This is a genomic window from Neisseria sp. HMSC70E02 (assembly GCF_001838645.1).
GTDB lineage: Bacteria > Pseudomonadota > Gammaproteobacteria > Burkholderiales > Neisseriaceae > Neisseria > Neisseria macacae.
On the sequence record NZ_KV838125.1, the window covers coordinates 1 to 24948 of the forward strand.

The 24948-nt window shown below is 50.2% G+C and carries 27 protein-coding genes and 1 pseudogene; 18 read left to right on the forward strand and 10 right to left on the reverse strand.

Annotated elements, in window-relative coordinates:
• Window positions 1-70: 70 nt before the first annotated feature.
• Both HMPREF3277_RS11360 and HMPREF3277_RS11365 read right to left on the reverse strand, forming a co-directional pair.
• On the reverse strand, window positions 71-1399 hold the full coding sequence (locus HMPREF3277_RS11360) for an anaerobic C4-dicarboxylate transporter family protein (protein ID WP_070871249.1): 1329 nt from the start codon (window positions 1397-1399) through the stop codon (window positions 71-73).
• A gap of 231 nt (window positions 1400-1630) precedes the next feature.
• The gene (locus HMPREF3277_RS11365) at window positions 1631-1825 is read right to left on the reverse strand and encodes a hypothetical protein (RefSeq protein WP_003767161.1); all 195 of its coding nucleotides are present in this window, start codon (window positions 1823-1825) and stop codon (window positions 1631-1633) included.
• 73 nt (window positions 1826-1898) lie between these two features.
• Between HMPREF3277_RS11365 and HMPREF3277_RS11370 the strand changes: the two genes are divergently transcribed.
• On the forward strand, window positions 1899-2387 hold the full coding sequence (locus HMPREF3277_RS11370; RefSeq protein ID WP_003767142.1) for a DUF456 domain-containing protein: 489 nt from the start codon (window positions 1899-1901) through the stop codon (window positions 2385-2387).
• A gap of 60 nt (window positions 2388-2447) precedes the next feature.
• On the opposite strand, the gene HMPREF3277_RS11375 is transcribed toward HMPREF3277_RS11370, so the two are convergent.
• The 6 genes from HMPREF3277_RS11375 to HMPREF3277_RS11400 form a co-directional block, all read right to left on the reverse strand.
• Entirely contained in the window at window positions 2448-3107 is a 660-nt protein-coding gene (locus HMPREF3277_RS11375) for a YecA family protein (RefSeq protein WP_070871185.1), read from the reverse strand.
• A gap of 126 nt (window positions 3108-3233) precedes the next feature.
• Window positions 3234-4016 carry a TrmH family RNA methyltransferase gene (locus HMPREF3277_RS11380; protein WP_070871250.1) on the reverse strand — a complete coding sequence of 261 codons (783 nt, stop codon included), beginning with the start codon at window positions 4014-4016 and terminating at the stop codon, window positions 3234-3236.
• Window positions 4017-4191: 175 nt separating this feature from the next.
• Complete coding sequence (locus HMPREF3277_RS11385; RefSeq protein WP_246830812.1) at window positions 4192-4767, reverse strand: sigma-E factor negative regulatory protein; 576 nt, start codon at window positions 4765-4767, stop codon at window positions 4192-4194.
• A 16-nt stretch (window positions 4768-4783) separates the two neighbouring features.
• Entirely contained in the window at window positions 4784-5383 is a 600-nt protein-coding gene (gene rpoE, locus HMPREF3277_RS11390; protein WP_003758517.1) for an RNA polymerase sigma factor RpoE, read from the reverse strand.
• Between the two features lie 82 nt (window positions 5384-5465).
• Complete coding sequence (gene tilS, locus HMPREF3277_RS11395) at window positions 5466-6809, reverse strand: tRNA lysidine(34) synthetase TilS (protein WP_070871187.1); 1344 nt, start codon at window positions 6807-6809, stop codon at window positions 5466-5468.
• A gap of 92 nt (window positions 6810-6901) precedes the next feature.
• Complete coding sequence (locus tag HMPREF3277_RS11400; RefSeq protein ID WP_036491589.1) at window positions 6902-7861, reverse strand: acetyl-CoA carboxylase carboxyltransferase subunit alpha; 960 nt, start codon at window positions 7859-7861, stop codon at window positions 6902-6904.
• Window positions 7862-8080: 219 nt separating this feature from the next.
• Here HMPREF3277_RS11400 and HMPREF3277_RS11405 point away from each other — a divergent pair, with 219 nt between their 5' ends.
• Window positions 8081-8482 carry an RNA-binding S4 domain-containing protein gene (locus HMPREF3277_RS11405; protein WP_003764455.1) on the forward strand — a complete coding sequence of 134 codons (402 nt, stop codon included), beginning with the start codon at window positions 8081-8083 and terminating at the stop codon, window positions 8480-8482.
• Between the two features lie 18 nt (window positions 8483-8500).
• On the opposite strand, the gene HMPREF3277_RS11410 is transcribed toward HMPREF3277_RS11405, so the two are convergent.
• Window positions 8501-8710, reverse strand: a complete 210-nt coding sequence (locus HMPREF3277_RS11410; RefSeq protein ID WP_141765225.1) for a hypothetical protein — start codon at window positions 8708-8710, stop codon at window positions 8501-8503.
• 639 nt (window positions 8711-9349) lie between these two features.
• Between HMPREF3277_RS11410 and HMPREF3277_RS11415 the strand changes: the two genes are divergently transcribed.
• The 11 genes from HMPREF3277_RS11415 to fdx all read left to right on the forward strand — a co-directional run bounded on the left by HMPREF3277_RS11415 (window position 9350) and on the right by fdx (window position 19005).
• Complete coding sequence (locus HMPREF3277_RS11415) at window positions 9350-9802, forward strand: hypothetical protein (protein WP_003764462.1); 453 nt, start codon at window positions 9350-9352, stop codon at window positions 9800-9802.
• A 61-nt stretch (window positions 9803-9863) separates the two neighbouring features.
• Window positions 9864-10154 carry a hypothetical protein gene (locus HMPREF3277_RS11420; protein WP_003764448.1) on the forward strand — a complete coding sequence of 97 codons (291 nt, stop codon included), beginning with the start codon at window positions 9864-9866 and terminating at the stop codon, window positions 10152-10154.
• Window positions 10155-10706: 552 nt separating this feature from the next.
• Window positions 10707-11717 (forward strand): tryptophan--tRNA ligase, encoded by a 1011-nt coding sequence (gene trpS / locus HMPREF3277_RS11425; RefSeq protein ID WP_070871188.1) that lies wholly within the window; start codon window positions 10707-10709, stop codon window positions 11715-11717.
• Window positions 11718-11792: 75 nt separating this feature from the next.
• Window positions 11793-12332, forward strand: coding sequence for a hypothetical protein (locus HMPREF3277_RS11430; RefSeq protein ID WP_070871189.1), 540 nt, complete (start codon window positions 11793-11795; stop codon window positions 12330-12332).
• Window positions 12333-12349: 17 nt separating this feature from the next.
• Window positions 12350-13354, forward strand: coding sequence for an adenosine deaminase (locus HMPREF3277_RS11435; protein ID WP_070871190.1), 1005 nt, complete (start codon window positions 12350-12352; stop codon window positions 13352-13354).
• A 164-nt stretch (window positions 13355-13518) separates the two neighbouring features.
• Window positions 13519-15381: a Fe-S protein assembly chaperone HscA gene (gene hscA, locus HMPREF3277_RS11440; protein ID WP_070871191.1), complete on the forward strand. Its 1863-nt coding sequence runs from the start codon at window positions 13519-13521 to the stop codon at window positions 15379-15381.
• A gap of 83 nt (window positions 15382-15464) precedes the next feature.
• Window positions 15465-16217 (forward strand): DUF695 domain-containing protein, encoded by a 753-nt coding sequence (locus HMPREF3277_RS11445; protein ID WP_070871192.1) that lies wholly within the window; start codon window positions 15465-15467, stop codon window positions 16215-16217.
• Between the two features lie 76 nt (window positions 16218-16293).
• The gene (locus tag HMPREF3277_RS11450) at window positions 16294-17052 is read left to right on the forward strand and encodes a DUF2314 domain-containing protein (RefSeq protein ID WP_003764458.1); all 759 of its coding nucleotides are present in this window, start codon (window positions 16294-16296) and stop codon (window positions 17050-17052) included.
• 125 nt (window positions 17053-17177) lie between these two features.
• Complete coding sequence (locus tag HMPREF3277_RS11455; protein WP_003764444.1) at window positions 17178-18203, forward strand: CBS domain-containing protein; 1026 nt, start codon at window positions 17178-17180, stop codon at window positions 18201-18203.
• A gap of 12 nt (window positions 18204-18215) precedes the next feature.
• Window positions 18216-18578, forward strand: a complete 363-nt coding sequence (locus tag HMPREF3277_RS11460; protein WP_003764487.1) for a TIGR02328 family protein — start codon at window positions 18216-18218, stop codon at window positions 18576-18578.
• A gap of 85 nt (window positions 18579-18663) precedes the next feature.
• A complete protein-coding gene (fdx, locus tag HMPREF3277_RS11465) occupies window positions 18664-19005 on the forward strand; it encodes an ISC system 2Fe-2S type ferredoxin (protein ID WP_003764447.1) in 342 nt (113 codons plus the stop codon).
• A 135-nt stretch (window positions 19006-19140) separates the two neighbouring features.
• Here the strand turns inward: fdx and HMPREF3277_RS11470 are convergent, their stop codons facing one another.
• Window positions 19141-19752 carry a hypothetical protein gene (locus tag HMPREF3277_RS11470; RefSeq protein ID WP_070871193.1) on the reverse strand — a complete coding sequence of 204 codons (612 nt, stop codon included), beginning with the start codon at window positions 19750-19752 and terminating at the stop codon, window positions 19141-19143.
• 260 nt (window positions 19753-20012) lie between these two features.
• On the opposite strand from HMPREF3277_RS11470, the gene iscX reads away from it, so the two are divergent.
• The 5 genes and pseudogenes from iscX (at window position 20013) to HMPREF3277_RS11490 (ending at window position 24814) form a co-directional block, all read left to right on the forward strand.
• Window positions 20013-20210, forward strand: coding sequence for a Fe-S cluster assembly protein IscX (gene iscX, locus HMPREF3277_RS11475; RefSeq protein WP_003742471.1), 198 nt, complete (start codon window positions 20013-20015; stop codon window positions 20208-20210).
• A 342-nt stretch (window positions 20211-20552) separates the two neighbouring features.
• Window positions 20553-21431 carry a methylenetetrahydrofolate reductase gene (gene metF / locus HMPREF3277_RS11480; protein WP_016686752.1) on the forward strand — a complete coding sequence of 293 codons (879 nt, stop codon included), beginning with the start codon at window positions 20553-20555 and terminating at the stop codon, window positions 21429-21431.
• Between the two features lie 135 nt (window positions 21432-21566).
• Entirely contained in the window at window positions 21567-23843 is a 2277-nt protein-coding gene (metE, locus tag HMPREF3277_RS11485; protein ID WP_070871194.1) for a 5-methyltetrahydropteroyltriglutamate--homocysteine S-methyltransferase, read from the forward strand.
• Between the two features lie 217 nt (window positions 23844-24060).
• A pseudogene (locus HMPREF3277_RS15420) lies at window positions 24061-24180 on the forward strand (IS5/IS1182 family transposase); the annotation flags it as partial.
• A 43-nt stretch (window positions 24181-24223) separates the two neighbouring features.
• Entirely contained in the window at window positions 24224-24814 is a 591-nt protein-coding gene (locus HMPREF3277_RS11490) for a LemA family protein (protein ID WP_009311368.1), read from the forward strand.
• Window positions 24815-24948: the final 134 nt, after the last annotated feature.

Genomic DNA, 24948 nt, shown 5'->3' on the forward strand with positions numbered 1-24948 from the left:
TGAGTGTCCAAGATTTGGGGGCCAGTTCAAACCTATTTTGTGTTTTCAGACGACCTTTTTTCAGACGACCTTAAAAGAAGTAATTCGCCAGCAGCAAACCGAATACCAAGCTGAACGCCATGCTCAAGAGGCCGGGGATCATGAAGCTGTGGTTGAAAATAAATTTGCCGATTTTGGTCGAACCTGTGCTGTCAAAATCAATCGCCGCGATAATCGGACCGTAGTTCGGGATGAAGAAATAGCCGTTCACCGCGACAAACGTGCCGATGATAATCGGAGCGGGAATGCCCAGCGAAATGCCGATGGGGAACAGCGTGGCAACGGTCGCCCCTTGGCTGTTGACCAAGACGGACAAAACGAACAGGGCAAACGCGAAAGTCCACGGCGCAGTTTCGACCAAATGCGATACGGTTTCTTTGACTTCGGCCAGATGACCGTGCATCAATGTGTCGCCCAGCCATGCCACGCCAAAAACGGCGATAACGGCACGCATCCCCGCATGGAACACCGAGCCCTTGGTAATCGCGTTACCATTCGGTTTGCAAAGCAGGATAATCAGCGCGGCAGCGGAAAGCATGACGATTTCGATGGTGTGCGCCATGCCCATCAGTTTCGGGCCTTCTTCCGTTTGGAAGGTCGGGCGCAACTCCGGTACGGCACCCATGACCACCACCAGCAATGCGGCGGCAAGGAAAATCCCGACCGAAAGTTTCGCCTCTTTGCTGACAGGCGCATTGGATACTTCAGTCGAATCTTTTTCATTGGCTTCTACATATTCCGGGTCTTTCAGCAACGCCTGATAATGCGGGTCATCTTTCAACTCTTTGCCGAGCTTGTTGACGAATATGCAGGCAAGGCCGATACCTAAAACAGTTGAAGGAACAGTCACTTTCAGCACATCGGCCATCGTGATGTGTTGCGGTTCAAGGTAGGTCACGCAGGCGACGACCGCGGCCGCAATCGGGCTGGCAACAATGGCGAATTGCGACGCGATGACCGCCATCGTCAACGGGCGGGAAGGACGGATGCCGTTGCGGCGGCTGACTTCGGCAATGACGGGCAATACCGAATAAGCGACGTGTCCCGTGCCTGCCAATACGGTAAACAGATAAGTCACCATAGGCGCGATGAAAGTGATGTATTTCGGATTGCGGTGTAAAACGCGGGTAGCGATTTTAATCATGTAGTCCAAGCCGCCGCTTGCCTGCATCGATGCGGCAGCGGAAACGACCGCCATAATCATCAGCATCACGTCAATCGGCGGACTGGTCGGCTCAAGATGGAAACCGAAGGCCAAAACCGCCAGCCCGATACCGCCGAGCACGCCCAAGCCGATGCCGCCGACCTGCGCGCCGATTAAGATACACACCAGTACGATGGCGAACTGGATAAAAAACATTGTGGACATGAACACTCCATTGTTTGTAAAAAAATCTTGAAGAGGAAACGGATTAAAGCGGATATCGGCGGAAGCTGCTGTTGCATTACATCTGATATCCATATTTTTGTTTTTATTTTAAATACCAACACTTTATCCGATTAAATCGGGCGTGATTATAGAGTAAGCACTCGTTATTAACAATGTTTTACTGAAATTAAGACATCAAAGGTCGTCTGAAAACACCGAAATTCATTTTTTCAGACGACCTTTTTCAGGAAATTTGTTCAACGCAAAAATGTTTAGCGCGGTTTGCAGACAAGGCTTTATGTTCATACAAAAATCTATTTGATTTCTCTTAAACCGCCTTTCAATGAAATATCCCGCAATGCTCAATTCCCTATCCCAAGCTGCAACATCCCGATATAAATTTTCATTTTCTTGCATCCGGCCTTATCGAAATCAGCCGAAACATCCCCATAATACTGCCGTTATACCACTTCATATTTGAAAGAAAGCGATGACTGCCATCCTGATTATCCTCGGTCTGATTGCCATAGCGGTCGGCATTTTTGGCACGATTTACCCCGCCTTGCCGGGATTGGGCTTGATGTTTGTCGGCGCATGGCTGTTGGGCTACGCCGGCGACTATCAGGTTTTCGGTTCCGGCACACTCATTTTCCTTGCCGTTGTCGCCATTTTCGGCACGGCAATGGATTATGTCGCGGGCGCGCTGGGGGCAAAATATACGGGTGCGAGTAAAACCGCCGTCTGGGGAGCATTTATCGGCGGCATTGTGGGCGCATTCTTCGCCATCCCCGGCCTGCTGTTAGGCCCTCTGATTGGCGCAGCCAGCGGCGAATTCATCGCCCGCAAAGACAGTTGGCAGGCAGGCAAAGTCGGCATCGGTACGTTTATCGGCTTTATCATCGGTACGGTTGCCAAAATCGGCTGCGCACTGACCATTATGCTGACTGTCCTATCCGTATGGCTGGCTTCGTTTTTCTAAGCCATATCTTCAAAACCAAAGGTCGTCTGAAAATTCAGACGACCTTTGGTTTTTGAACGCTTATTTGTTACAGCAGGCTTTGTATTTCTTACCGCTGCCGCAAGGGCAAGGGTCGTTGCGTCCGGTTTTGTCGCCTTCGCGGCGTACCGTTTGCGGTTTGTTGATGATTGCCTGCCAATACCAATAAATATCCAGCAACACATGCGGCAGCTCGGATTCGAGCTGGGCGAGTTCTTTTTCGGTCAGGTGCAGGATGATTTCGCCGTTTCGCTCTTCATCGTAAATCCCGCCCAAGGCCATAATCGGATAGAACAAATCTTCAAATTCTTCCTGATCAACCGCCTCAAACCAATCGGTCGGAACGATATCCAAAGCATAGAGATAAGCGTTACACCAAGTATAAACATCGGGATTGGAGGCGGCATCTTCGTATAACCACAAATCGGGCAGCATTTTTTTACTGAGTTTGATGCGCAAATCCGCTGCCAAACCGATGACCAAACGCTCGATTTCGGTGCGCTCTTTGGCATCAAATAAGGATTCGTCGCCCAAAACTTCAGGCAGCCAGTCATTCGGGTTCAGCGCATCGGGACCGCTCAACAAAGCCATCATAAACGCCTGCACCTCATCGCAGCGCATGGTGTTGTGGTGTTCCGATTTGGCATCGAGCAGCTCCATCAGGCGTACGCGCGACGCTTCGTCAAATGCTTGCAATTGCATGGTTATTCCTTAATTTTAAATGGTATGTTTATAGTGGATTAACTTTAAACCAGTACGGCGTTACCTCTCCTTGTCCTGATTTAAATTTAATCCACTATAATCTCTGAGGGGTCGTCTGAAAACGGTTTAGCCGATACGTTGGCGCATTTGCTCGAAAAGGCATACGGTTGCCGCCATGGCGACGTTTAACGACTCGGTCTGTCCCAGCATCGGGATTCTGACGCTGCCGTCGACTTTTTCCAAAATTTCCCGACTCACGCCGCTGCCTTCATTGCCGAAAACCCAAGCGCAAGGAGCATTTAAATCCAGTTGGTACAAGTCGGAAGGGTTTCGCCCGTCTAAAGCGGTCGCCCATATTTTGTCCTGATAAGCATCCAGCCACTGCGGTAGAAAAACGCGGCTGTATATGCCCAACAGAAAATGCGCCCCCATACCCGCACGCAATACTTTGGGCGACCAAATATCGACGCATTCCTTACCCAACACAATCTGCCTGATGCCCGAAGCTGCTGCGCTGCGTAAAACCGTCCCGACATTGCCCGGGTCTTGCAGCCTGTCCAACACCACGCAGTCGCCGTTTAAAGGCAAATCACCTTGCGGCGGAATCTCTATCCAAGTTATCACATCGTCAGCATCGTTCAGACTGGTGATTTTAGACAAGGCTTCGTTTCCGACCCAAGTAATACCATCTTCGTCCAAACTACTGATTAAATTTCGGATTTCAGGATGCGTGTTTTTACTTTCGGGCAAATACACTTGCTTGGGCGTGTATCCCGCCTCTAAATAGACCTGCAAAAGATGCACGCCTTCCAACACGGTTTGCCCGTATTCCCGGCGTGCTTTAGATTGTGTCAACAGCTTGGACAAATGCTTGAGCTGCTCGTTTTGCGCGGAGGTAATCAATTTCATGTGCCGCATTATATAGCGGATTCAAATAAAAAGGATACAGCTCAATACCGTCCGACTTTGTTCAACCCGCTTTTTCAGACGACCTCAAGATGCGTCCGGTCAAAAACAAAATCCCTGCCCGAATAGCTCGGGAAGGGATTTCTCTACTTGATGGAAATCTGTATCTCTATGCAGCTTAATGAACGACGGAATCCTGTTGAACCTGCGTTTCGGTTCGAACCGTAGTCTGACTCACACCTTTGTCATTCTTTGCGGATTCAGGCATTACCACGGCATCCGAAGCATTTTTGGCTGTCGGATTGGCGGCTACGGGTACGATATTTTCCTGTTGGTTTTTAGTTTCAACAGCTTTTTCAGCAACCATGCCTGAAGAGTCGCCCTTCACTTGCGGACCGAATTGCCATACGGCCACGGCAACCGCTGCCACGCTGGCGGCGACGGCGAAGGATTTGAAGAAGGAACTGTTCGCAGCCTGTACTTCCTTAACAACAGGCATCACAGCGGCAACTTCGGCTTCATGACGCTGTTTGTGTTCTTCGCTGATTTCCGCAAGCGTAGCGGTAAATGCCGCGCTTTGCATGAAATCCGCATCACGCCCTGTCCCTTCTTTATAGCGCATGCAATCGCCTAACAGATGGTACTCGTACCACGCTTCGGCAGCGGCATCGTCGGACAACAGACGGTCAAGCATTTCTTCGCTTACTTGGTCTCCATCCATCAGTATGGAAACATATTCTCTTGTTGTATCCATAGTTGTTACCATTTTTTTACCACCTTTGATTTTCAGAGGTTTCCAGCAGCGGCCTCAAATCTTTTGCTATTACTTCCCGCGCCCTGAAAATACGGGAGCGGACCGTTCCTATCGGACAATCCATAATTTTGGCTATTTCCTCGTAAGACAAACCGTCCATTTCCCGCAGGGTAATGGCTTTGCGTAAGTCTTCGGGCAAATGCGAAATTGTTGATTCGACTGTTTGCAGGATTTCCCGATTGATCATTTCAGCTTCCGGCGTATGGTAATCCGCAATCTGATCCGATAAATCCAAAATATCCCCGTCTTCGTTAGCAGCCTCTGCACTGACGAACGGCTGCTTTCCTGATGTTACTAAGAAATTCTTGGCTGTATTGATGGCAATCCGGTACAACCAAGTATAAAAAGCACTCTCACCCCGGAAATTCGGCAAGGCCCGATAAGCCCTAATCATTGCCTCTTGAGCCACATCATTGACTTCGTGTTCGTCTTTGACAAAACGGGAAATCAATCGAATGAGCCGACGCTGATATTTGGACATCAGCAACTCGAATGCTTTTTGTTCGCCCTTCTGCGCGCGCTCTACCAAGGCCTGATCAATCTGGCGATCATTCATATCTTACCTTTTATAATAACTGCATTATAAGCTATAAAATAGTAAAGCGTGCCGTGCCAGTTAAAGACAACTGCCGCCGTATTTAGTTCCATTTATATCTCAAAAATTTTCCGTAAACCGGTAAAAAACCGTCAAACCCTTGAAAATCGTGGCTTACCGTAAGGTTAACAATAGCAATGCAGTTTCCGTCAGTATTTGTGATAATCGGCCAGCATTTTCTGACGAACGGTACGATATGGTTTTCTTGCAACACTTTCTTAACGTTTTTATACAAAAAACCTACATTCATCATATCATCACTGCCCGCCGTCCGAATGATTCCTTCTTCTTCCAAGACCGATTCGGGCAATCCGTTGCGGTGCGGCACTAGAAAAAATCCGTTTTCTTGGAGAATATCTTTCAGACGACCTCTGACTTCTTTTCCCTTTATCCAATCCGCGTCTGCAAACTGGCTTTGTTTCAATATAAATAAAAAATCCCGGTATAAACATACCGATGTTTCGCCGAACTGCCATTGTGCAGTTTCTGCTTCCAACAGTATCCGCGCGAAATCCGCCAGCTTTCTCGGAGAACTTTCCACAATCCCATTCTCCTTAAAAAAACGCCAAAGAATCCGGCTGCGGCGTGCTTCGCTGAATGTCTGCCAACGGCTGACTTGGAAACGCCCGCTTTGACAAACCGTCTGATAATCCGCATCGACAACTTCGTCCAAAATCGCCAAATCTGTTTGTAACGAACGGATGTTGGCACAAACATGACGGTCGAAATTCGGAATGCGCTCCCGCCAAACCGGCAACGCCTCGTAACGCATCCAATTCCTTAAAAAAGCTGTATCGGCGTTACTTTCATCTTCGATGTTCGGCAGATTGCAGGCAGCGGCGTAGCTTTCCAATTCTTTTCGGGAAAACGTCAGCAGCGGCCGCCAAATTTGCGTTTCCTCATCCAGCTTGCGCCATGGCGGCATAGCGGCAAGTGCTTTGATACCGCCGCCGCGAACCGCCGCGAGCATGAATGTTTCAATTTGGTCATCCTGATGGTGCGCCAACGCGATGATGCCGGAGGGGTCGTCTGAAAACGCCTGATAACGCGCTTTCCGTGCGGCGGCTTCGATTCCCAAGCCGTCTTTTTTGACTTCAACTTTTACGCTTCTGAACGGCACATTCCATTCTTGGCATAAGCGTGTGCAAAACCCCAGCCAGTCATCCGCATTGCGGCTCAATCCGTGATGAACGTGCAAAGCGTGTACGTCCAATCCAAGCTCTTCCCGCAAACACGCGAGCATATGCAGCAACACCACCGAATCCAAACCACCGCTCAATCCGACCGTTACCGTACAACCATCAGGAAGCGAACGCGCCGAAAGACGCAAGGTTTCCAACAAACTGCGGCATTGAGGCGGAAGGTTTTCAGACGACGTCGGGTTCATATGGCGTAATCTATGCTGTCGGCAAGGCAAGTTCTTAGAAATGAAAAAGCAGGCAGGGGGGGCTTCTGCCTGCTTTTCTACACATTAATTGTTTACTTATCCGTAAACTTACCGTAAGCCATAATCCGGTCGAAACGGCGCGCCAGTAAGTCCGCCATCGGCATATTTTGCGCTTCGTGCAATTGGGTTTCCAACACCGTTTTGACGTTTTTCATGGTCGTTTCAAAGTCTCGGTGCGCCCCACCCAAAGGTTCGCTGATCACGCTGTCAATCAAATCCAATTCTTGCAGGCGTTTGGCGGTAATGCCCAAGGCTTGCGCGGCATCTGCCGCTTTTTCAGCGGTTTTCCACAGAATGGAAGCGCAACCTTCCGGAGAGATAACCGAGTAAGTCGAATATTGCAGCATATTGACGTAATCGCCGACCGCAATCGCCAGCGCGCCACCGGAACCACCCTCGCCGATAATGGTACACAAAACCGGCACACGCAGGCGGGTCAATTCGTATAGGTTGCGTCCGATGGCTTCGGACTGACCGCGCTCTTCCGCGCCGATGCCCGGATACGCGCCCGGCGTATCGACAAAAGTCATCACGGGAATATTGAATTTCTCGGCGGTCTGCATCAGGCGCAACGCTTTACGGTAGCCTTCAGGGCGCGGCATACCGAAATTGCGGCGGATTTTTTCTTTGGTGTCACGGCCTTTTTGATGGCCGATAACCATCACGCTTTGTCCGTTGAAGCGCGCCAAACCGCCGACGATGGCATGGTCGTCTGAATAATGGCGGTCGCCGTGCAACTCTTCAAAATCGGTGAAAATGGCTTGGATGTAATCTAAGGTGTAAGGACGTTGGGGATGGCGTGAAACCTGCGAAATCTGAGCGGGCGTCAGCTTGTTGAAAATCGATTTTGTCAGGTCGTTGCTTTTCTTCTGCAATCTGGCGATTTCATCGGAAATATCGACGGCGGATTCGCCCTGCACAAAGCGCAACTCTTCGATTTTATTGGTTAATTCAGCGATGGGTTGTTCAAAATCCAAAAAAACTGGTTTCATAGGGTGAAGCTCTCGGTAGGGACGCTGCCGCTATCATACGCCAATCAGGCATATTTGGCAGCATTTCTCATGGAGGATATGCCGTGCAAAACGGCAGATAATCGGGCGGATGCCTTTTCAGACGACCTTTTACGGATGATATAGTATATCTGCACTAAACAAATGAAGTGCCGTATCTTATGATAAACTTCCATTCAGTTCAATCATTTCAAACAGGCTATGAAAAACGAACACGACACTACGGCGATGCGGCTCGACAAATGGCTTTGGGCCGCGCGCTTTTTCAAAACCCGCGCGCTGGCTCAAAAACATATCGAATTGGGCAGGGTTCAGGTCAACGGCGCCAAAGTCAAAAACAGCAAAAACATCAGCGCAGGCGACATCATCGACCTGACGCTCAATTCACTGCCTTACAAAATCAAAGTATTGGCACTCAACCACCAGCGCCGCCCCGCCCCCGAAGCGCGTCAGCTTTATGAAGAAGACATGAAAACCGCCGCCGAACGCGAAGCGCAGAAACAACTCGACCAAGCAAGCCGCATCAGCGCGGCGTATCCCGACGGCAGACCGACCAAACGCGACCGCCGCCAACTCGACCGCATGAAGCGCGACAGCTGGTAGTGTTTTATTAAATCCGTTTCATTTGCCGAAATCCCTACCTGCTACCTGCATCTGCCATGCGTGCGCGCCAACCGCGCAGCATGGGGTTTTGTGGAGCAGCAGCGCGACCATTTCTATTTGGATTTGGGACTGGATTTTCCCGCCATTCAAAGCGAATGGGACTGCGTGTTCCGCGCCTACTGCCTGCCTAGCGACCTGCAATAGGGCGATGATGAGACCGAAGAACATTTTTTGTGACATCCTGAGCGCCATGTTAATGATGCTTTACCTACCCGCATACGCGCTGGCACAACCGCAGTCCACCATAATGGAACAAAATCATGCTACTGCCTGAAGCCGCCTGCCCCAAAACGATAAACAACGCACCGAACTGCTGCAAAAATATTTTTCAACAGCCACATCGCCGATGCGCGACGCAGGCTGTTAAAGGGCATTGACATACTGTATTTCGTATTGGATAAGGGCAACCATGCTAAACGCCTCCCTCTGTGCACTGATAGATGAAATCACCACACAGCCCCACACCGATGAAACGAAACAGCAAAACGCGTAGGTCGTGCAAGCATTTTACTGCGAAATAGTGGACTTCCTGTAATCGGTTCTGCCGCAAATGTCTTACCCCTTTCAGCTTAATCCAGCCAAAACAAGCCGCAAACAAGTTTAATCCCCTTCTGATTCCTTTAAACCGTATAACCATCCGAACATGAAAAAAGCCCTTGTTATCATCATTATCATACATGGCATATTTTTGATTTTTTTATTTAAGTTTAATTTCTGGATGTTTGACAGCATGAGCCGGACGTTTACACCGCTTTCTTTTGCCTCTTTGGAGCTGTACGGCAAAATATTGTCGGGCATCCGGATATCATGAAATACCGCCGACTGCATGCGGAAGGCGTTCCGCTTTATATTCCCAATACGGACACGTCCACGCAAGCCGAGCAGGCGGAATTGGCCGAATATTTTTTAAACACAATAACGACCAAAGCAACCGAATTGCGCAGCGGTCAAGAGGGCAAATCGGCGGCGGATGATGAAGCTGGCCAGGATTATTACCGCTTTGTCATCATCTCGTTTATCAGCCTAATCGCGTCCTTATTCTTTATCGGCATCAATGTCGGCCTGATTTTGATAGAAATAAGCCGTTATTGGTTTAATGAAAAACAGCTTAAACTGATACGGTTGGGATTATTTGCATTATTCATTGCCCTGCCGTTCATGGTGGGTACTCACCATTTTGAAATGGAGAGCATCATCGGCGCCATTGTAAACTGGGGCTATTTTTACCAAACCATACTGGCCGCTATTTTTACGGCGTAAATGCAAAAAACGGCAGAAAAAACGCTGATGTTTCAGGCAGCCTGCACGATACGGAACAAAAATGCACGACCTGTTTTACTGCAACCTTGTGGGCGACGATACCGGACGCTGCCTTACCCTTGCCGCCGCGCTCCAAAACGCGCCTGACTTTGTGTTGCAGGAACAAATTTTCGCGCCCGAAGCCGATATTTTCTGCTTTGTGTTCCTGCCCGTACAAAAATCCTTCCGCTTCAAATGTGATTTTGTTTATGGGCAGACCATCAACAGCGGCGAATATTGGACATTGGGTGAGGCGGCAAAGCTGCAAAACGCCGTGAATCAAATTGCAGGCCCGCTGTTCCAAACGAAATGAAAACAGAATACGGCAATATCCCAAAAGCAGCCTGCACCCAACCGACTACCCAAACCGTGAAACCCCTAAACCTAAATTTGTCGCATGAAATGCCGGCGGCGGCTCATGCGCCGAAATCTGGCGCACATTCGACAGACGTGTACAATAACGAAATCGAAACTTGGCATTTTACCGATGCGCAAGTCACCTACAACCATACGGCTTCGACAATAGTCCGCTGCAAGACCTCGATGCGCAGCAGAACGGATATATTTGAAACTCCGCCAAAAACAAGTCATCCGTTTTTATAGTGGATTAACTTTAAACCAGTACGGCGTTACCTCTCCTTACCGTACTACCTGTACTGTCTACGGCTTCGTCGTCTTGTCCTGATTTAAAGTTAATCCACTATATTATTATTTCACGCAACTGACTTGACGGTTTTACCCGTCCGTTGTGTTGAGACTCCTACCTGAAACCGCCGATTTCCGTAAAGTTGAAACGCATCAGAATCAGGTATAATCCATCCCTATTTCATTTTCAGACGACCTTGAGCCATTTAAGGATATCCCCATGAGCAAGAAACGCGTCCTCACCGGCGTAACCACCACCGGCATCCCGCATCTGGGCAACTACGTCGGCGCCATCCGCCCTGCCGTCCGCGCGGCGCAAAACCCCGATACTGAATCCTTCCTCTTCCTCGCCGACTACCACGGCATCATCAAATGCCACGAGCCGGAGATGATTCACCAATCCACCCAAGCCGTTGCCGCCACCTGGCTTGCCTGCGGGCTCGACCCCGAGCGCACCACCTTCTACCGTCAAAGCGACATTCCCGAAGTGATGGAATTGAACTGGATTTTGACCTGCATCACCGCCAAAGGCCTGATGAACCGCGCCCACGCCTACAAAGCCGCCGTGCAGGCAAACGCTGAAAACAATCAGGAAGACCACGACCACGGCGTAGAAATGGGTCTGTACAGCTACCCCATCCTGATGACCGCCGACATTCTGATGTTCAACGCCAACGAAGTGCCCGTCGGTCGCGACCAAATCCAACACGTCGAAATGGCGCGCGACATCGCCGGACGCTTCAACCACCGCTTCAAAGAAGTCTTCACCCTGCCCGAAGTGAAAATCGACGAAAACGTCGAACTCTTGGTCGGTTTGGACGGACGCAAAATGTCCAAATCCTACGGCAACACCATTCCGCTTTGGGAAAACGACAAGAAAACCCAAAAATCGGTCAACAAAATCATCACCAACATGAAAGAGCCGGGCGAGCCGAAACAGCCCGACGAAAGCCCCTTGTTTGAAATCTACAAAGCCTTCTCCACGCCGTCTGAAACCGCAGCATTCACACAAATGCTTGCCGAAGGCTTGGCATGGGGCGAAGCAAAAAAACTCTTGGCCGCCAAAATCAACGCCGAGCTGGCTGAACCGCGCGAACGCTACAACGCGCTGACCGCCAACCCTTCGCAAATCGAAGACATCCTGCAGACAGGCGCCGCCAAAGCGCGCAAAGAAGCGCGCGAACTGCTGGACAAAGTACGCGACGCCGTCGGCATCCGCCCATTGAAGTAAATCTCAAAAGGTCGTCTGAAAAAGCAGCCCGCTATTTTCAGACGACCTTTTCCTGTTTAAAACAAGGAATATCCGATGAAAGCCTTTCCGATTCTCTTATCCGCCCTCCTGCTTGCCGCCTGCGGCAAATCCGAAGCTCCTGCCGAGCCCGCCCAAAATGCCGCCGAAGCCGCGCCAAAGCCCGCGTTTAAAGTCAAATACATCGACAACAACGCCATCGCAAGCTTGGATTTAGGACAAAGCAGCGAAGGCAAAACCAACGACGGCAAAAAACAAATCAGCTATCCGATTAACGGCTTGTCCGAACAAAACGTCATCCAACTGATCGGCAACCACCCCAACGACTTGGAAGTCATCAGCGGCAAATGTATGGAAACCGGCGACAAAGGCGAGCCTTTAGGCTGGACTGAAAACGGCAAATGCCATGCCTTGTTTGCCAAACTGGTCGGCAACATTGCCGAAGACGGCAGCAAACTGACAAGCTACCTCCTCTCCCACGCCGCCCTGCAACCCTATCAGGCAGGCAAAAGCGGTTATGCCGCCGTTCAAAACGGCCGCTACATCCTCGAACTCGACAGCGAAGGAATGTTCTACTTCCGCCGCCGCCACTATTGACCGAGCGGGTGCTGCCTATGACCGTACACACCTTAATCCGCGCCCTGCCTAAAGCCGAATTGCACGTCCATATCGAAGGCACGTTCGAGCCGGAATTGATGTTCGCCATCGCCGAGCGCAACGGCGTTTCCATTCCCTATGCGGATGTGGACGCCGTGCGCCGCGCTTACGATTTTCACAACCTGCAATCCTTCCTCGATATTTACTACGCTGCGGCGGCGGTCTTGCTCCACGAGCAGGATTTTTACGACCTGACCACCGCCTACTTCGCCCGCTGCCGCGAGGACAACGTCGCCCACACCGAAATCTTCTTCGACCCGCAAACCCATACCGCGCGCGGCGTACCGTTTGAAACCGTCATCAACGGCATTACCCGTGCACGTCTGGAAGCGCAGGAAAAATGGGGCATTTCCAGCAGGCTGATTATGTGTTTCCTGCGGCATTTGAGCGAAGAGTCCGCGTTTGAAACGCTTGCCCAAGCGCAGCCTTTCAGACGACATATCGACGGCATCGGACTGGATTCGGGCGAACTCGGCAACCCGCCCTCGAAATTCGAGCGCGTCTTCGCCCAAGCCCGCGCGCAAGGTTTTCCCGCCGTCGCCCATGCCGGCGAAGAAGGCCCGCCCGAATACGTTTGGGAAGCGTTGGATTTGCTGAAAGTCGTCCGCATCGACCACGGCGTACGTTCCGAAGAAGACGAAACCCTTATGCAGCGTCTGATTGCCGAACAAATGCCCCTGACCGTCTGCCCATTGAGCAACCTCAAACTCAAAGTCGTCGGCGACCTGTCCCGGCACAACCTGCGCCGCATGCTTGAGCGTGGCGTATTGGTTACCGTCAATTCAGACGACCCCGCCTACTTCGGCGGCTACCTCAACCAAAATTTCATCGAACTTGCCGACGCATTGGATTTGAATGAAGCAGACATCCGCACCTTGTGCAAAAACTCGTTCAAAGCCTCGTTTTTAAACGAGGAAGAAAAAGCAAAACGGTACGCCGAAATCGACGGCATCCATGTTTAGACACAAAGCCGACCTGAAAAACAATCCGGTCGGCTTTGTTTTTATCTAAAAATGCAAATCCTCTAACCACAGCCAATTCCCTACCAAACCACTCAACTATCCGCCCGAAATCTGTTAAAATACCGACCTATCCTAATAAATACAGCATCAAAAGGCACACAATCATGGCTCTTTTGCAGATTTCCGAACCCGGCATGTCCGCCGCTCCGCATCAACACCGCCTCGCCGTCGGCATCGACTTGGGTACGACCAACAGCCTGGTTGCCACCGTCCGCAGCGGCAGCCCGGTTTGTCTGACCGATATTGACGGACGCACCACCCTGCCCTCCGTCGTCCGTTACGGCGAAGGCGATGCCGTCGAAGTCGGCAAAGCCGCCCTCGCCGCCCAAAAAACCGACCCGCTGAACACCATCAGCTCCGCCAAACGCCTGATTGGCCGCACGCTTGCCGACCTCGCTCAGGACGCGCAATACCTGCCCTACCGGTTCACGCCCAATGAACGCGTGGTCGAGCTGAACACCCGCCAAGGTGCCAAAACGCCTATCGAGGTGTCGTCTGAAATCCTCAAAGCCCTCAAATCGCGTGCCGAAGAAACTTTAGGCGGCGATTTGGTCGGTGCCGTCATTACCGTTCCCGCCTATTTCGACGATGCCCAACGCCAAGCCACCAAAGATGCCGCGCGTTTGGCAGGCTTGAACGTATTGCGCCTGCTCAACGAGCCGACCGCCGCCGCGATTGCCTACGGGCTGGACAACGCCTCGGAAGGCACGTTTATCGTTTACGACTTGGGCGGCGGCACATTCGACGTCTCCGTATTGCAACTGACCAAAGGGCTGTTTGAAGTCAAAGCCACCGGCGGCAACAGCGCATTGGGCGGCGATGATTTCGACCACCGCCTGTTCTGCCACCTGCTCGAACAAAACGACCTTTCCAAACTCAACGAGCGCGACAGCCAGCTTCTGCTTTCCCTTGTCCGCGCCGCCAAAGAACAACTGACCAGCCAAACCGAAGCCGTCGTTGAAGCCACGCTTTCAGACGGCCGCAAAATCCATACCGTCATTACCCGCCAAGAATTTCACCACCTGACGCAAAATCTGGTGCAAAAAACCATAGAGCCGGTCAAACAGGCACTGAAAGACGCGGGCGTGACCAAAGCCGACATCAAAGGCGTGATTATGGTCGGCGGTTCCACCCGTATGCTGCACGTTCAACAAGCAGTCGCTACCTTCTTTGGACAAACCCCGCTGAACAACCTCAACCCCGACGAAGTTGTCGCGCTCGGCGCCGCCATACAGGCGAACGTCCTTGCCGGCAACAAAACCGACGGCGAATGGCTGCTGCTGGACGTTACCCCCCTGTCGCTCGGTTTGGAAACCTACGGCGGCCTTGCCGAAAAAATCATCCCGCGCAATTCCACCATTCCCACCGCGCGCGCGCAGGACTTTACCACCTTCAAAGACGGTCAAACCGCCATGACGATACACGTCGTACAAGGCGAGCGTGAACTCGTTTCCGACTGCCGCAGCCTTGCCAAATTCACCCTGCGCGGCATTCCGCCCATGACCGCAGGCGCGGCGCGTATCCGCGTTACCTTCCAAGTTGACGCCGACGGCCTGCTGTCCGTTTCCGCCCAAGAACAAAGCACCGGCGTACAGGCGCAAATCGAAGTCAAACCTTCCTACGGCTTGGACGACGACACCATCACCCAAATGCTCAAAGACAGCATGAGCAACGCCGCCGAAGACATGGCGGCACGCGCCCGTGCCGAAGCCGTGGTCGAAGCCGAAAGCCTGACCGACGCCGTCAACGCCGCCCTTGAGTTGGATAGCGATTTGCTGGATGCCGAAGAGCTTGCACAAATCCAGCGAGACATCGCCGATTTGCAAGGTCGTCTGAAAGACGGCAACGCCGAAGACATCCGCGCCGCCGTCGCCAAACTCAGCCGCAGCACCGACAACTTCGCCGCCAAACGCATGAACCGCAACATCCAACGTGCGCTGACAGGGCAAAGTGTCGATAATATTTGACGGCAAACAGTTTCAGACGACCTCGAAAGACACAAAGGTCGTCTGAAAAAATTCAAACACTATTTTTCAGACGCCCCCATCCCATGCAAAACCCCTCCATCCCCCAAGACTGGAACGTTTATTTCAGCCGCATTGGCGACGCACCCGCCGCCTTACGCATCAACCTTGCCTTAATCGAAGTCGCGCCACTGGCGGAGTATCCGCAACATGTGCGCGTCAGCATGAAATTGGAACAAACCAACGAACACGGCTTCCCGACGCCCGAAGAAAGCGAAGCGGTTTACGACATCGAAGACCAAATCGACCGACTGGCGGGCAACGACAACATCCCCACAGGCATAGTCACCACAAACGGCGCGGCAAATTGGCATTTTTACAGCCGAGATGCCGAAACCTTCGCCCAAGCCTGCCGTAACTTGCTGACACAAAACGACCGTGTTTGCGACATCACAATCAGCGAAGATGCCGAATGGTCGTTTTATCAAGAATTCCTGTATCCGGACAGCTACGAGTTGCAAGCCATCCGCAACGAACAGGTTTTACGCCGTTTCCGACAAGACGGCGACCGCCTCGATAAGCCCCGCCCCATCGATCACTGGCTGTTTTTCCACACCGAAGCAGACCTGAACGCCGCAGCCGCCAAAGTCGGCACATTAGGCTATACCGTCAGCGACAGCGGCCGCATCGAGCAGGAAGAAGACCATCCGAGCTACCGCCTGCAACTTTCCAAAAACGCCCCGCTCACCGACATCGACAACGACACATGGGAGTTGATCGATATCGCCCAAGAAAACAACGGCGACTACGACGGCTGGGGCAGCATATTAGTCCAATAAAGCATCAGGTCGTCTGAAAACACACCGGCAGTCCCGTTCAGACGACCCGCATCCACTTTGACCTTAGGAGAATCCCATGAGCGAATCCATTGTTTACGGCATCGATCAGGAAAATGAACTCATGAACCGCGCCTTCGAACAGGCACGTTCCACATTCAAATATTTCTGGCGCGAGCTGTATTGGGAAAACCGCCGCATCATACCCGCCTTGGATTTTGCCATGGTCAAAGTACCTTTTTTCCAAGACAGCGAAGACGGCGAAATTTGCGAACATATGTGGATAAACGACATCTACTTCGACGGCCTCCACATTTACGGCACGCTGGTCAACGAACCCAACGACCTGACCAATGTAGAACAAGGCGAAAGCGTCTGCGTTCCGGTTGACGACATCAGCGACTGGATGTTCCTGTGTAACGGCATCCCCTACGGCGGCTTCACCGTACAGGCAGTCCGCATCCAAATGACGCCGCAAGAGCGCGCAGAACACGATGCCGCATGGGGCATCGACTTTGGCGATCCCGAAGAAGTCTTACTGGTTTACGAAGAAAAAGAACACCCCGAAAATCTGGACGAACATCCGATGTGCCGAAACTGTCTGGACGACTTCCGCCAACAGCTGGCACAAAACCCGGATTACCTGCGCGAACAAGACGAAGACGGCTACACACCGCTCCATCACGAAGCCATCGCAGGCAACGCGCCCCTGGTCAAAGCCATGCTCGAATTGGGTGCAGACCCGGCCGCCACCACGCAAGAAGGACTGACCGCCCTAGACTTTGCCCGCCTTATGGACTGGCAAAACGTCATCGAGATACTCGAACCACGCCACTAAACCATAGGTCGTCTGAAAAGGGAACACTAACTGATTTGTTACAAAACACCTGGAGGAAATCTTTAGCGTATACCAACAGAGTACAACATTGATAATATTTAACTTACAAATTAAGGTTAAAGGTAATGAAAGAATATGAAAATCAGTTTATTGCTATAAAAGATGCATTAAATTCAAAAGAACCTACTAATAAAAAACAAGTCTTTCCTCTGCGCAATGTTTTAGAATGGTTCGAGGCATCTAGAAGAGGAGCAAAGATAACCCATAAAATTCGTTATGAATTAGGAAAATATGAGTTAATTACCGAACCAGATTTTGAACAAGCAAACATAAATGGGACTGTTACATTTAAAAAGGCCTCATCTAAAACCTCTTCAAATAATTTTAATATAGACCCTAGTCATAAAATTGAGAGACTAGATGCCGCAAATAAAAAACCTATTTCCATTACACGAACAGAGCCACTATCTAAAGCTTTAACTATTATGCTCTTAAATGATTTTTCCCAACTACCTGTTATGCAAAATGAAAGGAGAGTAAATGGTTTTATCAGTTGGAAAACTATTGGAGAAAAACTGATTACTACTAAGTCGTTAGATATATCCCAAAAAACTGTTTCAGATTTTATGTCTGAGGATATCATTATAGTTACTAAAAATGAAACAATTTTCAGTGTTTTAACAAAAATCCCACAAAATGATTTTGTATTAATTAAAGACTCCACAAACAATGAAGAAATTATTGGAATTGTAACAGTCAATGATTTAAATGAACAATTTCATTTGCTTTCAAAACCTTTCTTACTTATAAGTGAAATAGAAAATGGCATACGCCATATTCTTGACAAAATTGACCTATCAGATGAAGAGCTAAAAAAAGCAAAAAAGCCTGATAGTTCAGAAGAAATAGAATCAATTGCTGATCTAAACTTTGGGGGCTATCAAACTATTTTAGGTAATTCTGAAATTTGGAAGAGGCTCAATTTAAACCTGGATAGACAAGAATTTATAAAAACACTGGATAAAATTCGTGAAATTAGAAATGATGTTATGCATTTCGACCCTGATGGTTTAGATAAAAACAGTATTGAATTACTAGAAGAATTTTCTCATTTTCTTAAATCATTAAGAAAATGTTTAATTGAAAAATGATTTAAATACTAAATGAGACTCTGGCACCAAACCCTCATCCCCCTGCTCCCCCGCGCCCAGCTTTTAGGACAACACCGCGAATGTGCCGCCCTGCGCGGAGCAGGCTGGGGCAAGCCGCACGCGACGGTAAACTATGTTTTCACCCATTCGCCTGACAAGCTCTATCTGTATCACGCGCTGATTATGGAAGAAATGGAAAAACGCGGTTACAAACCCGACCCGCTGTGGAAAGACCCGCTGTACCGCGGCAAAGCAGTTACCCCTTATCCCGCACACGATATCGAAGCCGCCGATTCGCCGATTTACCCCGAACATAATGATGCTTATCTGGACGAATGTCTGGAAAATTTAAAAAACAAAGGCATCGTGTTATAAACGGTTTCAGACGACCCTTTCATCACAAAAGGTCGTCTGAAAATTACCCACAAACCCTATCCACCCATTACAAGAGACAATAAAAATGCCCAAAATCACCGTACTCCCACACGCCGTATTATGTCCCGAAGGTGCAGTCATCGAAGACGCACCCGAAGGCAAAACCGTCCTTGACGTGCTGCTCGACCACGACATCGAAGTCGATCACGCCTGTGAAAAATCCTGCGCCTGCACCACTTGCCACGTCATCATCCGCAAAGGCTTCGACAGCTTGGAAGAGCCGAGCGAGCTTGAAGAAGACCTGCTCGACCAGGCATGGGGCTTGGAAGCCGACTCGCGCCTGAGCTGTCAGGCAGTGGTTGCCGACGAAGACTTGGTGGTGGAAATCCCCAAATACACCATCAACCACGCGCGCGAAGATCATTGATGCAAAGAGGTCGTCTGAAACGGATACAGCAATGTTCAGACGTCCCCTGCCAAATTTTGAGCAAACAAAAAGTCGTCTGAAACTGCCTTACCGACCGTTTTCAGACGACCTTCCGTCAAATCGCTGCCAAATCGTTTATTTGGAACGTGGAACGACAAACCTTAAGCGGGATACTTTCATCGAAGCGACGGTTTGCGCAACAGGGTAATTTTCCACTCTGCCTTTGGCGTTCAGCATACTGAGGCTGCTGCCATGACGGGTAATGATGCTCTTAGGTTCGGGCTTCGGTGCCGGTTCGTTTTTTGCTGCGGTTGTGACGGATTTCGGCGGTTCGGGGACATATCCCGCCAAGCCGAAGCGTTTGATGATTTTGTTTGCGGCATCCATATAACGTTGTTTTGCTTCTTCGTTTTCCACCGCCATATCGTCAAGCGCCACAGACACGTCGTTGCCGCAGCCGACAATGCGTTCCGCAATACGCGAATACACCATCCAGCGTTTCAAACGCAAAGCGCCCGCATCTTCGTCCGGCGCAGCGGCATCCAAAGCAATCATGCCGTAACGCTTGCCATAACGGAGGCGCAGCGAAAGCCGCTTCAGCCCCTCGCTCTCGTCCAGCATCTGATAAAGCTCGCGGATAAGCAGCAGCAGGCGGTCGAACACGCCCGCTTTAGCAAGATAATTAGGATCATCGGAGGCGAGCGCGTAAATAAGTTTGGATAATTTGGCATTGAGTGCGTTGTTCATCGATTTTCCTGTTATTCATACTATAATGGATTTCTTTAAGAACCATTCCAAATGATTTGGTTGCATGACAAAGTGTAAATTTTCCTTAGTGAAAGTCAGAAAAATGTATTAACGTACGCCTTGAAAATATTACATAGGAAAATACCATATGCGATTTCAGACGCATTAATCATTGCCGACACGAATTTTCCCCAAAGCATTAAAACCTAAACAAGCCATCCCGAATCAACCCATTCGGACACTCCAAAAGGAACGACATCATGAAATGGACAGACACCCAACGCATCGCTGAGGAACTCTACGACCTGCACGGCGACAGCATCGACCCGAAAACCGTTCGCTTCACCCAACTGCGCGACCTGATTATGGCGCTGCCCGACTTCGACGACGATCCCGCACGCTGCGGCGAACGCATCCTCGAAGCCGTACAACAGGCATGGATTGAAGAGGCTGAGTGAGGCAACATCATTTGCAAGCTAAAAACCAAGATGTCGTCTGAAAATTTTTCAGACGACGTTTGAATGGGTTGATAGCCAACTCAAGCACAAAACATCTATTGCTTTTGCTTTACCAACAAGAATACAAGCCATTGAAATCCATTTAATTTCAAAGTATTCCCACACATCAGAATATGTATTTTCTCCCCGGCTTGCCCTCATGTGAATAGAGGCAAACATAATGGCAACCATATTAAAATAATTCATAAACTTTCTGAAAATTTTGAATTTGACTCATACACAAGGCAAATTTATCATACAAGCCTGAAAACGTTTAAAAAAGACAACCGAGGTACACAGCCAATGAGTTACGCAAAAGAAATCAATGCGTTAAACAACAGCCTTTCCGACTTGAAAGGCGACATCAACGTTTCGTTCGAATTTTTCCCGCCGAAAAACGAACAAATGGAAACCATGCTGTGGGACTCCATCCATCGCCTGCAAACCCTGCATCCCAAATTCGTATCCGTAACCTACGGCGCAAACTCCGGCGAACGCGACCGTACGCACAGCATCGTCAAACGCATCCAACAGGAAACCGGCTTGGAAGCCGCGCCGCACCTGACCGGCATCGACGCCTCTCCCGACGAATTGCGCCAAATCGCCAAAGACTATTGGGACAGCGGCATCCGCCGTATTGTCGCCCTGCGCGGTGACGAGCCGCCCGGCTATGAGAAAAAACCGTTTTATGCCGAAGATTTGGTCAAACTCCTGCGCTCCGTCGCCGACTTCGACATCTCCGTAGCGGCATACCCTGAAGTGCATCCCGAAGCGAAATCTGCACAAGCCGACCTGATTAATCTGAAGCGCAAAATCGATGCAGGTGCAAACCATGTCATCACCCAATTCTTCTTCGACGTAGAACGCTACCTGCGCTTCCGCGACCGCTGCGTAATGTTGGGCATCGACGTCGAAATCGTTCCCGGCATCCTGCCTGTTACCAACTTCAAGCAACTCGGCAAAATGGCGCAAGTAACCAACGTCAAAATCCCGAAATGGCTGTCGCAAATGTATGAAGGCTTGGACGACGACCAAGGCACGCGCAATCTGGTGGCGGCAAGTATCGCCATCGATATGGTCAAAGTCCTGTCCCGCGAAGGCGTGAAAGATTTCCACTTCTACACGCTCAACCGCAGCGAGCTGACTTACGCCATCTGCCATATTTTAGGCGTGCGTCCTTAAAGCCGAAAACGGTTTCAGACGACCTCAGGGGTCGTCTGAAAAACAAAACGCCGCCCCATCCGCCCTATTCTGATTTACAATACCGACCGATTCGGATTGAACCGGTCCTTACAAAATCCAACTGGAGAGTTCAACATGACAACATTACATTTCTCAGGCTTCCCGCGTGTCGGCGCCTTCCGTGAATTGAAATTCGCCCAAGAAAAATACTGGCGCAAAGAAATCAGCGAACAAGAGCTGCTCGACGTCGCCAAAGACCTGCGCGAGAAAAACTGGAAACACCAAGCCGCCGCCAACGCCGATTACGTTGCCGTAGGCGATTTCACTTTCTACGACCACATCCTTGACCTGCAAGTCGCTACCGGCGCAATTCCCGCCCGTTTCGGCTTCGACAGCCAAAACCTGTCTTTGGAACAATTCTTCCAACTGGCGCGCGGCAACAAAGACCAATTCGCCATCGAGATGACCAAATGGTTCGACACCAACTATCACTACTTGGTGCCTGAATTCCATGCCGATACTGAATTCAAAGCGAACGCCAAACACTACGTTCAACAACTGAAAGAAGCCCAAGCCCTCGGCTTGAAAGCCAAACCGACCATCGTCGGCCCGCTGACCTTCCTGTGGGTAGGTAAAGAAAAAGGCGCAGTCGAATTCGACCGCCTGAGCCTGTTGCAAAAACTGCTGCCTGTTTACGTTGAAATCCTGAACGCTTTGGTTGAAGCCGGCGCCGAATGGATTCAAATCGACGAGCCTGCTTTGGCTGTTGACCTGCCTAAAGAATGGGTGGAAGCCTACAAAGACGTTTACGCCACTTTGAGCAAAGTAAACGCCAAAATCCTGTTGAGCACTTACTTCGGTTCTGTTGCCGAACACGCCGCATTGTTGAAAGCCCTGCCCGTTGACGGCCTGCACATCGACTTGGTACGCGCTCCCGAACAACTGGACGCATTTGCCGACTACGACAAAGTCCTGTCTGCCGGCGTTATCGACGGCCGCAACATCTGGCGCGCCAACCTGAACAAAGTTTTGGAAACTGTCGAGCCTCTGAAAGCCAAACTGGGCGAGCGTTTGTGGATTTCCAGCTCTTGCTCGCTGTTGCACACCCCATTTGACTTGTCAGTTGAAGAAAAACTGAAAGCCAACAAACCTGACCTCTACTCTTGGTTGGCATTTACCCTGCAAAAAACCCAAGAATTGCGCGTTCTGAAAGCCGCATTGAACGAAGGCCGTGATTCTGTTGCTGAAGAACTGGCCGCCAGCCAAGCTGCCGCCGATTCACGCGCCAACAGCAGCGAAATCCACCGTGCAGACGTTGCCAAACGCCTTGCCGACCTGCCTGCCAACGCAGACCAACGCAAATCACCGTTTGCCGACCGCATCAAAGCGCAACAGGCATGGTTGAACCTGCCTCTGCTGCCGACGACCAACATCGGTTCTTTCCCGCAAACCACCGAAATCCGCCAAGCACGCGCAGCCTTCAAAAAAGGCGAACTGTCTGCCGCCGATTACGAAGCCGCGATGAAAAAAGAAATCGCCTTGGTAGTTGAAGAGCAAGAAAAACTGGACTTGGACGTACTGGTACACGGCGAAGCCGAGCGTAACGATATGGTCGAATACTTCGGCGAACTGTTGAGCGGTTTCGCGTTCACCCAATACGGCTGGGTACAAAGCTACGGCTCACGCTGCGTGAAACCACCGATTATCTTCGGTGACGTAAGCCGTCCTGAAGCCATGACTGTCGCTTGGTCTACTTACGCACAAAGCCTGACCAAACGCCCGATGAAAGGCATGTTGACCGGCCCCGTAACCATCCTGCAATGGTCTTTCGTCCGCAACGACATTCCACGCTCTACCGTGTGCAAACAAATCGCACTGGCTCTGAACGACGAAGTATTGGATCTGGAAAAAGCAGGCATCAAAGTCATCCAAATCGACGAACCTGCCATCCGTGAAGGCCTGCCTTTGAAACGCGCCGATTGGGATGCCTACCTGAACTGGGCCGGCGAATCCTTCCGCCTGTCCTCTACCGGTTGCGAAGACAGCACACAAATCCACACCCATATGTGCTACTCCGAGTTCAACGACATCCTGCTCGCCATCGCAGCTATGGACGCCGACGTCATCACCATCGAGACTTCACGTTCCGACATGGAACTCTTGACTGCGTTCGGCGAATTCAAATACCCGAACGATATCGGCCCGGGCGTTTACGACATCCACAGCCCGCGCGTACCGACAGAAGCCGAAGTGGAACACCTGTTGCGCAAAGCCATCGAAGTCGTACCGGTTGAACGCCTGTGGGTGAACCCGGACTGCGGTCTGAAAACACGCGGTTGGAAAGAAACTCTGGAACAACTCCAAGTGATGATGAACGTTACCCACAAACTGCGTGCCGAATTGGCCAAATAAGTTTGAACTAGCGTAGTCAAAAGGTCGTCTGAAAATTTTCAGACGACCTTTTTGCCAAATTAATATTTCATTTTTCCATCAAGCTGAGCCTCTGTAGCCTATCCTCCCTATTGTCTTCCACAATAATCTTTTATGACTAATGGGCAAAATAATTTATTTGGGGTATAATTACACGAAACTAAATTAAAACAGCGGCTAACTGTATCTACTCACAAACAGCAAAATCCGCATATATAGTGGATTAAATTTAAATCAGGACAAGGCGCCGAAGCCGCAGACAGTACAGATAGTACGGCAAGGCGAGGTAACGCCGTACTGGTTTAAAGTTAATCCACTAATCAAACAACACATTACAGCAACAAACAATAAGGATGCACGCTATGGGAATCATCAGTCTTATCTTCATCGCCGTAATACTGACCGTATTACTGCTCAACTTCAAACAAAAATTAGACCGTTGCAAAAGAGATTATCAAGAATCTTTTGTTGCACTCCGTATCGCCCTAGCATGCCGCCATCAGGCAGTCAGACATGTTTTGGATGCTTCAAAAATTTATCTGGGACGAGAAGATGACAATGTCGACAGCAATTTATTGTCCTCATGTGGCGATGCTGAAGCCGTATTGACCCAAGCATCCAAATCATTTTCACCTGAATCCCTTTCGCGCTTGTGCAACGCAGAAGCAAGCTTGAACAACTCACTCCGCGCCCTGCAAGAAGTTTTAGAAAAAAGCCTGAAACAACGCCCAGATCAAGGTCTGAAAAGCCAGCTTGAAATGCTGGACGCCGCCGAAACCGATGTTGTATCCGCACGACGTGCCTACAATCGATCTGCAGAACGCTACAACCGTATGCTGAGAAAAACCATGAGCGGACTTGTTGCCAAAGTATTGGGTTATCACGCGAAAGCCAGCCTGATTAAATTTGAGGACAACAGCGTTCCGCAAATGAGCAAACACTTGATGGCTTGATAAGCGTGGCGCAAATAGATCAGGATGTCACGTTGTAATCTGGTCGTAATCCGAATATCACAAGCCATAGAAATAGCACAGAATCCATCCATTCTGTGTTTTACTATAGTGGATTAAATTTAAATCAGGACAAG

Coding starts and splice junctions, on each gene's coding strand:
- HMPREF3277_RS11360 (WP_070871249.1), bottom strand. CDS start 1,399: ATGTTTTTTATCCAGTTCGCCATCGTACTGGTGTGTATCTTAATCGGC.
- HMPREF3277_RS11365 (WP_003767161.1), bottom strand. CDS start 1,825: ATGCAAGAAAATGAAAATTTATATCGGGATGTTGCAGCTTGGGATAGG.
- HMPREF3277_RS11370 (WP_003767142.1), top strand. CDS start 1,899: ATGACTGCCATCCTGATTATCCTCGGTCTGATTGCCATAGCGGTCGGC.
- HMPREF3277_RS11375 (WP_070871185.1), bottom strand. CDS start 3,107: ATGCAATTGCAAGCATTTGACGAAGCGTCGCGCGTACGCCTGATGGAG.
- HMPREF3277_RS11380 (WP_070871250.1), bottom strand. CDS start 4,016: ATGAAATTGATTACCTCCGCGCAAAACGAGCAGCTCAAGCATTTGTCC.
- HMPREF3277_RS11385 (WP_246830812.1), bottom strand. CDS start 4,767: ATGGATACAACAAGAGAATATGTTTCCATACTGATGGATGGAGACCAA.
- rpoE (WP_003758517.1), bottom strand. CDS start 5,383: ATGAATGATCGCCAGATTGATCAGGCCTTGGTAGAGCGCGCGCAGAAG.
- tilS (WP_070871187.1), bottom strand. CDS start 6,809: ATGAACCCGACGTCGTCTGAAAACCTTCCGCCTCAATGCCGCAGTTTG.
- HMPREF3277_RS11400 (WP_036491589.1), bottom strand. CDS start 7,861: ATGAAACCAGTTTTTTTGGATTTTGAACAACCCATCGCTGAATTAACC.
- HMPREF3277_RS11405 (WP_003764455.1), top strand. CDS start 8,081: ATGAAAAACGAACACGACACTACGGCGATGCGGCTCGACAAATGGCTT.
- HMPREF3277_RS11410 (WP_141765225.1), bottom strand. CDS start 8,710: ATGTTCTTCGGTCTCATCATCGCCCTATTGCAGGTCGCTAGGCAGGCA.
- HMPREF3277_RS11415 (WP_003764462.1), top strand. CDS start 9,350: ATGAAATACCGCCGACTGCATGCGGAAGGCGTTCCGCTTTATATTCCC.
- HMPREF3277_RS11420 (WP_003764448.1), top strand. CDS start 9,864: ATGCACGACCTGTTTTACTGCAACCTTGTGGGCGACGATACCGGACGC.
- trpS (WP_070871188.1), top strand. CDS start 10,707: ATGAGCAAGAAACGCGTCCTCACCGGCGTAACCACCACCGGCATCCCG.
- HMPREF3277_RS11430 (WP_070871189.1), top strand. CDS start 11,793: ATGAAAGCCTTTCCGATTCTCTTATCCGCCCTCCTGCTTGCCGCCTGC.
- HMPREF3277_RS11435 (WP_070871190.1), top strand. CDS start 12,350: ATGACCGTACACACCTTAATCCGCGCCCTGCCTAAAGCCGAATTGCAC.
- hscA (WP_070871191.1), top strand. CDS start 13,519: ATGGCTCTTTTGCAGATTTCCGAACCCGGCATGTCCGCCGCTCCGCAT.
- HMPREF3277_RS11445 (WP_070871192.1), top strand. CDS start 15,465: ATGCAAAACCCCTCCATCCCCCAAGACTGGAACGTTTATTTCAGCCGC.
- HMPREF3277_RS11450 (WP_003764458.1), top strand. CDS start 16,294: ATGAGCGAATCCATTGTTTACGGCATCGATCAGGAAAATGAACTCATG.
- HMPREF3277_RS11455 (WP_003764444.1), top strand. CDS start 17,178: ATGAAAGAATATGAAAATCAGTTTATTGCTATAAAAGATGCATTAAAT.
- HMPREF3277_RS11460 (WP_003764487.1), top strand. CDS start 18,216: ATGAGACTCTGGCACCAAACCCTCATCCCCCTGCTCCCCCGCGCCCAG.
- fdx (WP_003764447.1), top strand. CDS start 18,664: ATGCCCAAAATCACCGTACTCCCACACGCCGTATTATGTCCCGAAGGT.
- HMPREF3277_RS11470 (WP_070871193.1), bottom strand. CDS start 19,752: ATGAACAACGCACTCAATGCCAAATTATCCAAACTTATTTACGCGCTC.
- iscX (WP_003742471.1), top strand. CDS start 20,013: ATGAAATGGACAGACACCCAACGCATCGCTGAGGAACTCTACGACCTG.
- metF (WP_016686752.1), top strand. CDS start 20,553: ATGAGTTACGCAAAAGAAATCAATGCGTTAAACAACAGCCTTTCCGAC.
- metE (WP_070871194.1), top strand. CDS start 21,567: ATGACAACATTACATTTCTCAGGCTTCCCGCGTGTCGGCGCCTTCCGT.
- HMPREF3277_RS11490 (WP_009311368.1), top strand. CDS start 24,224: ATGGGAATCATCAGTCTTATCTTCATCGCCGTAATACTGACCGTATTA.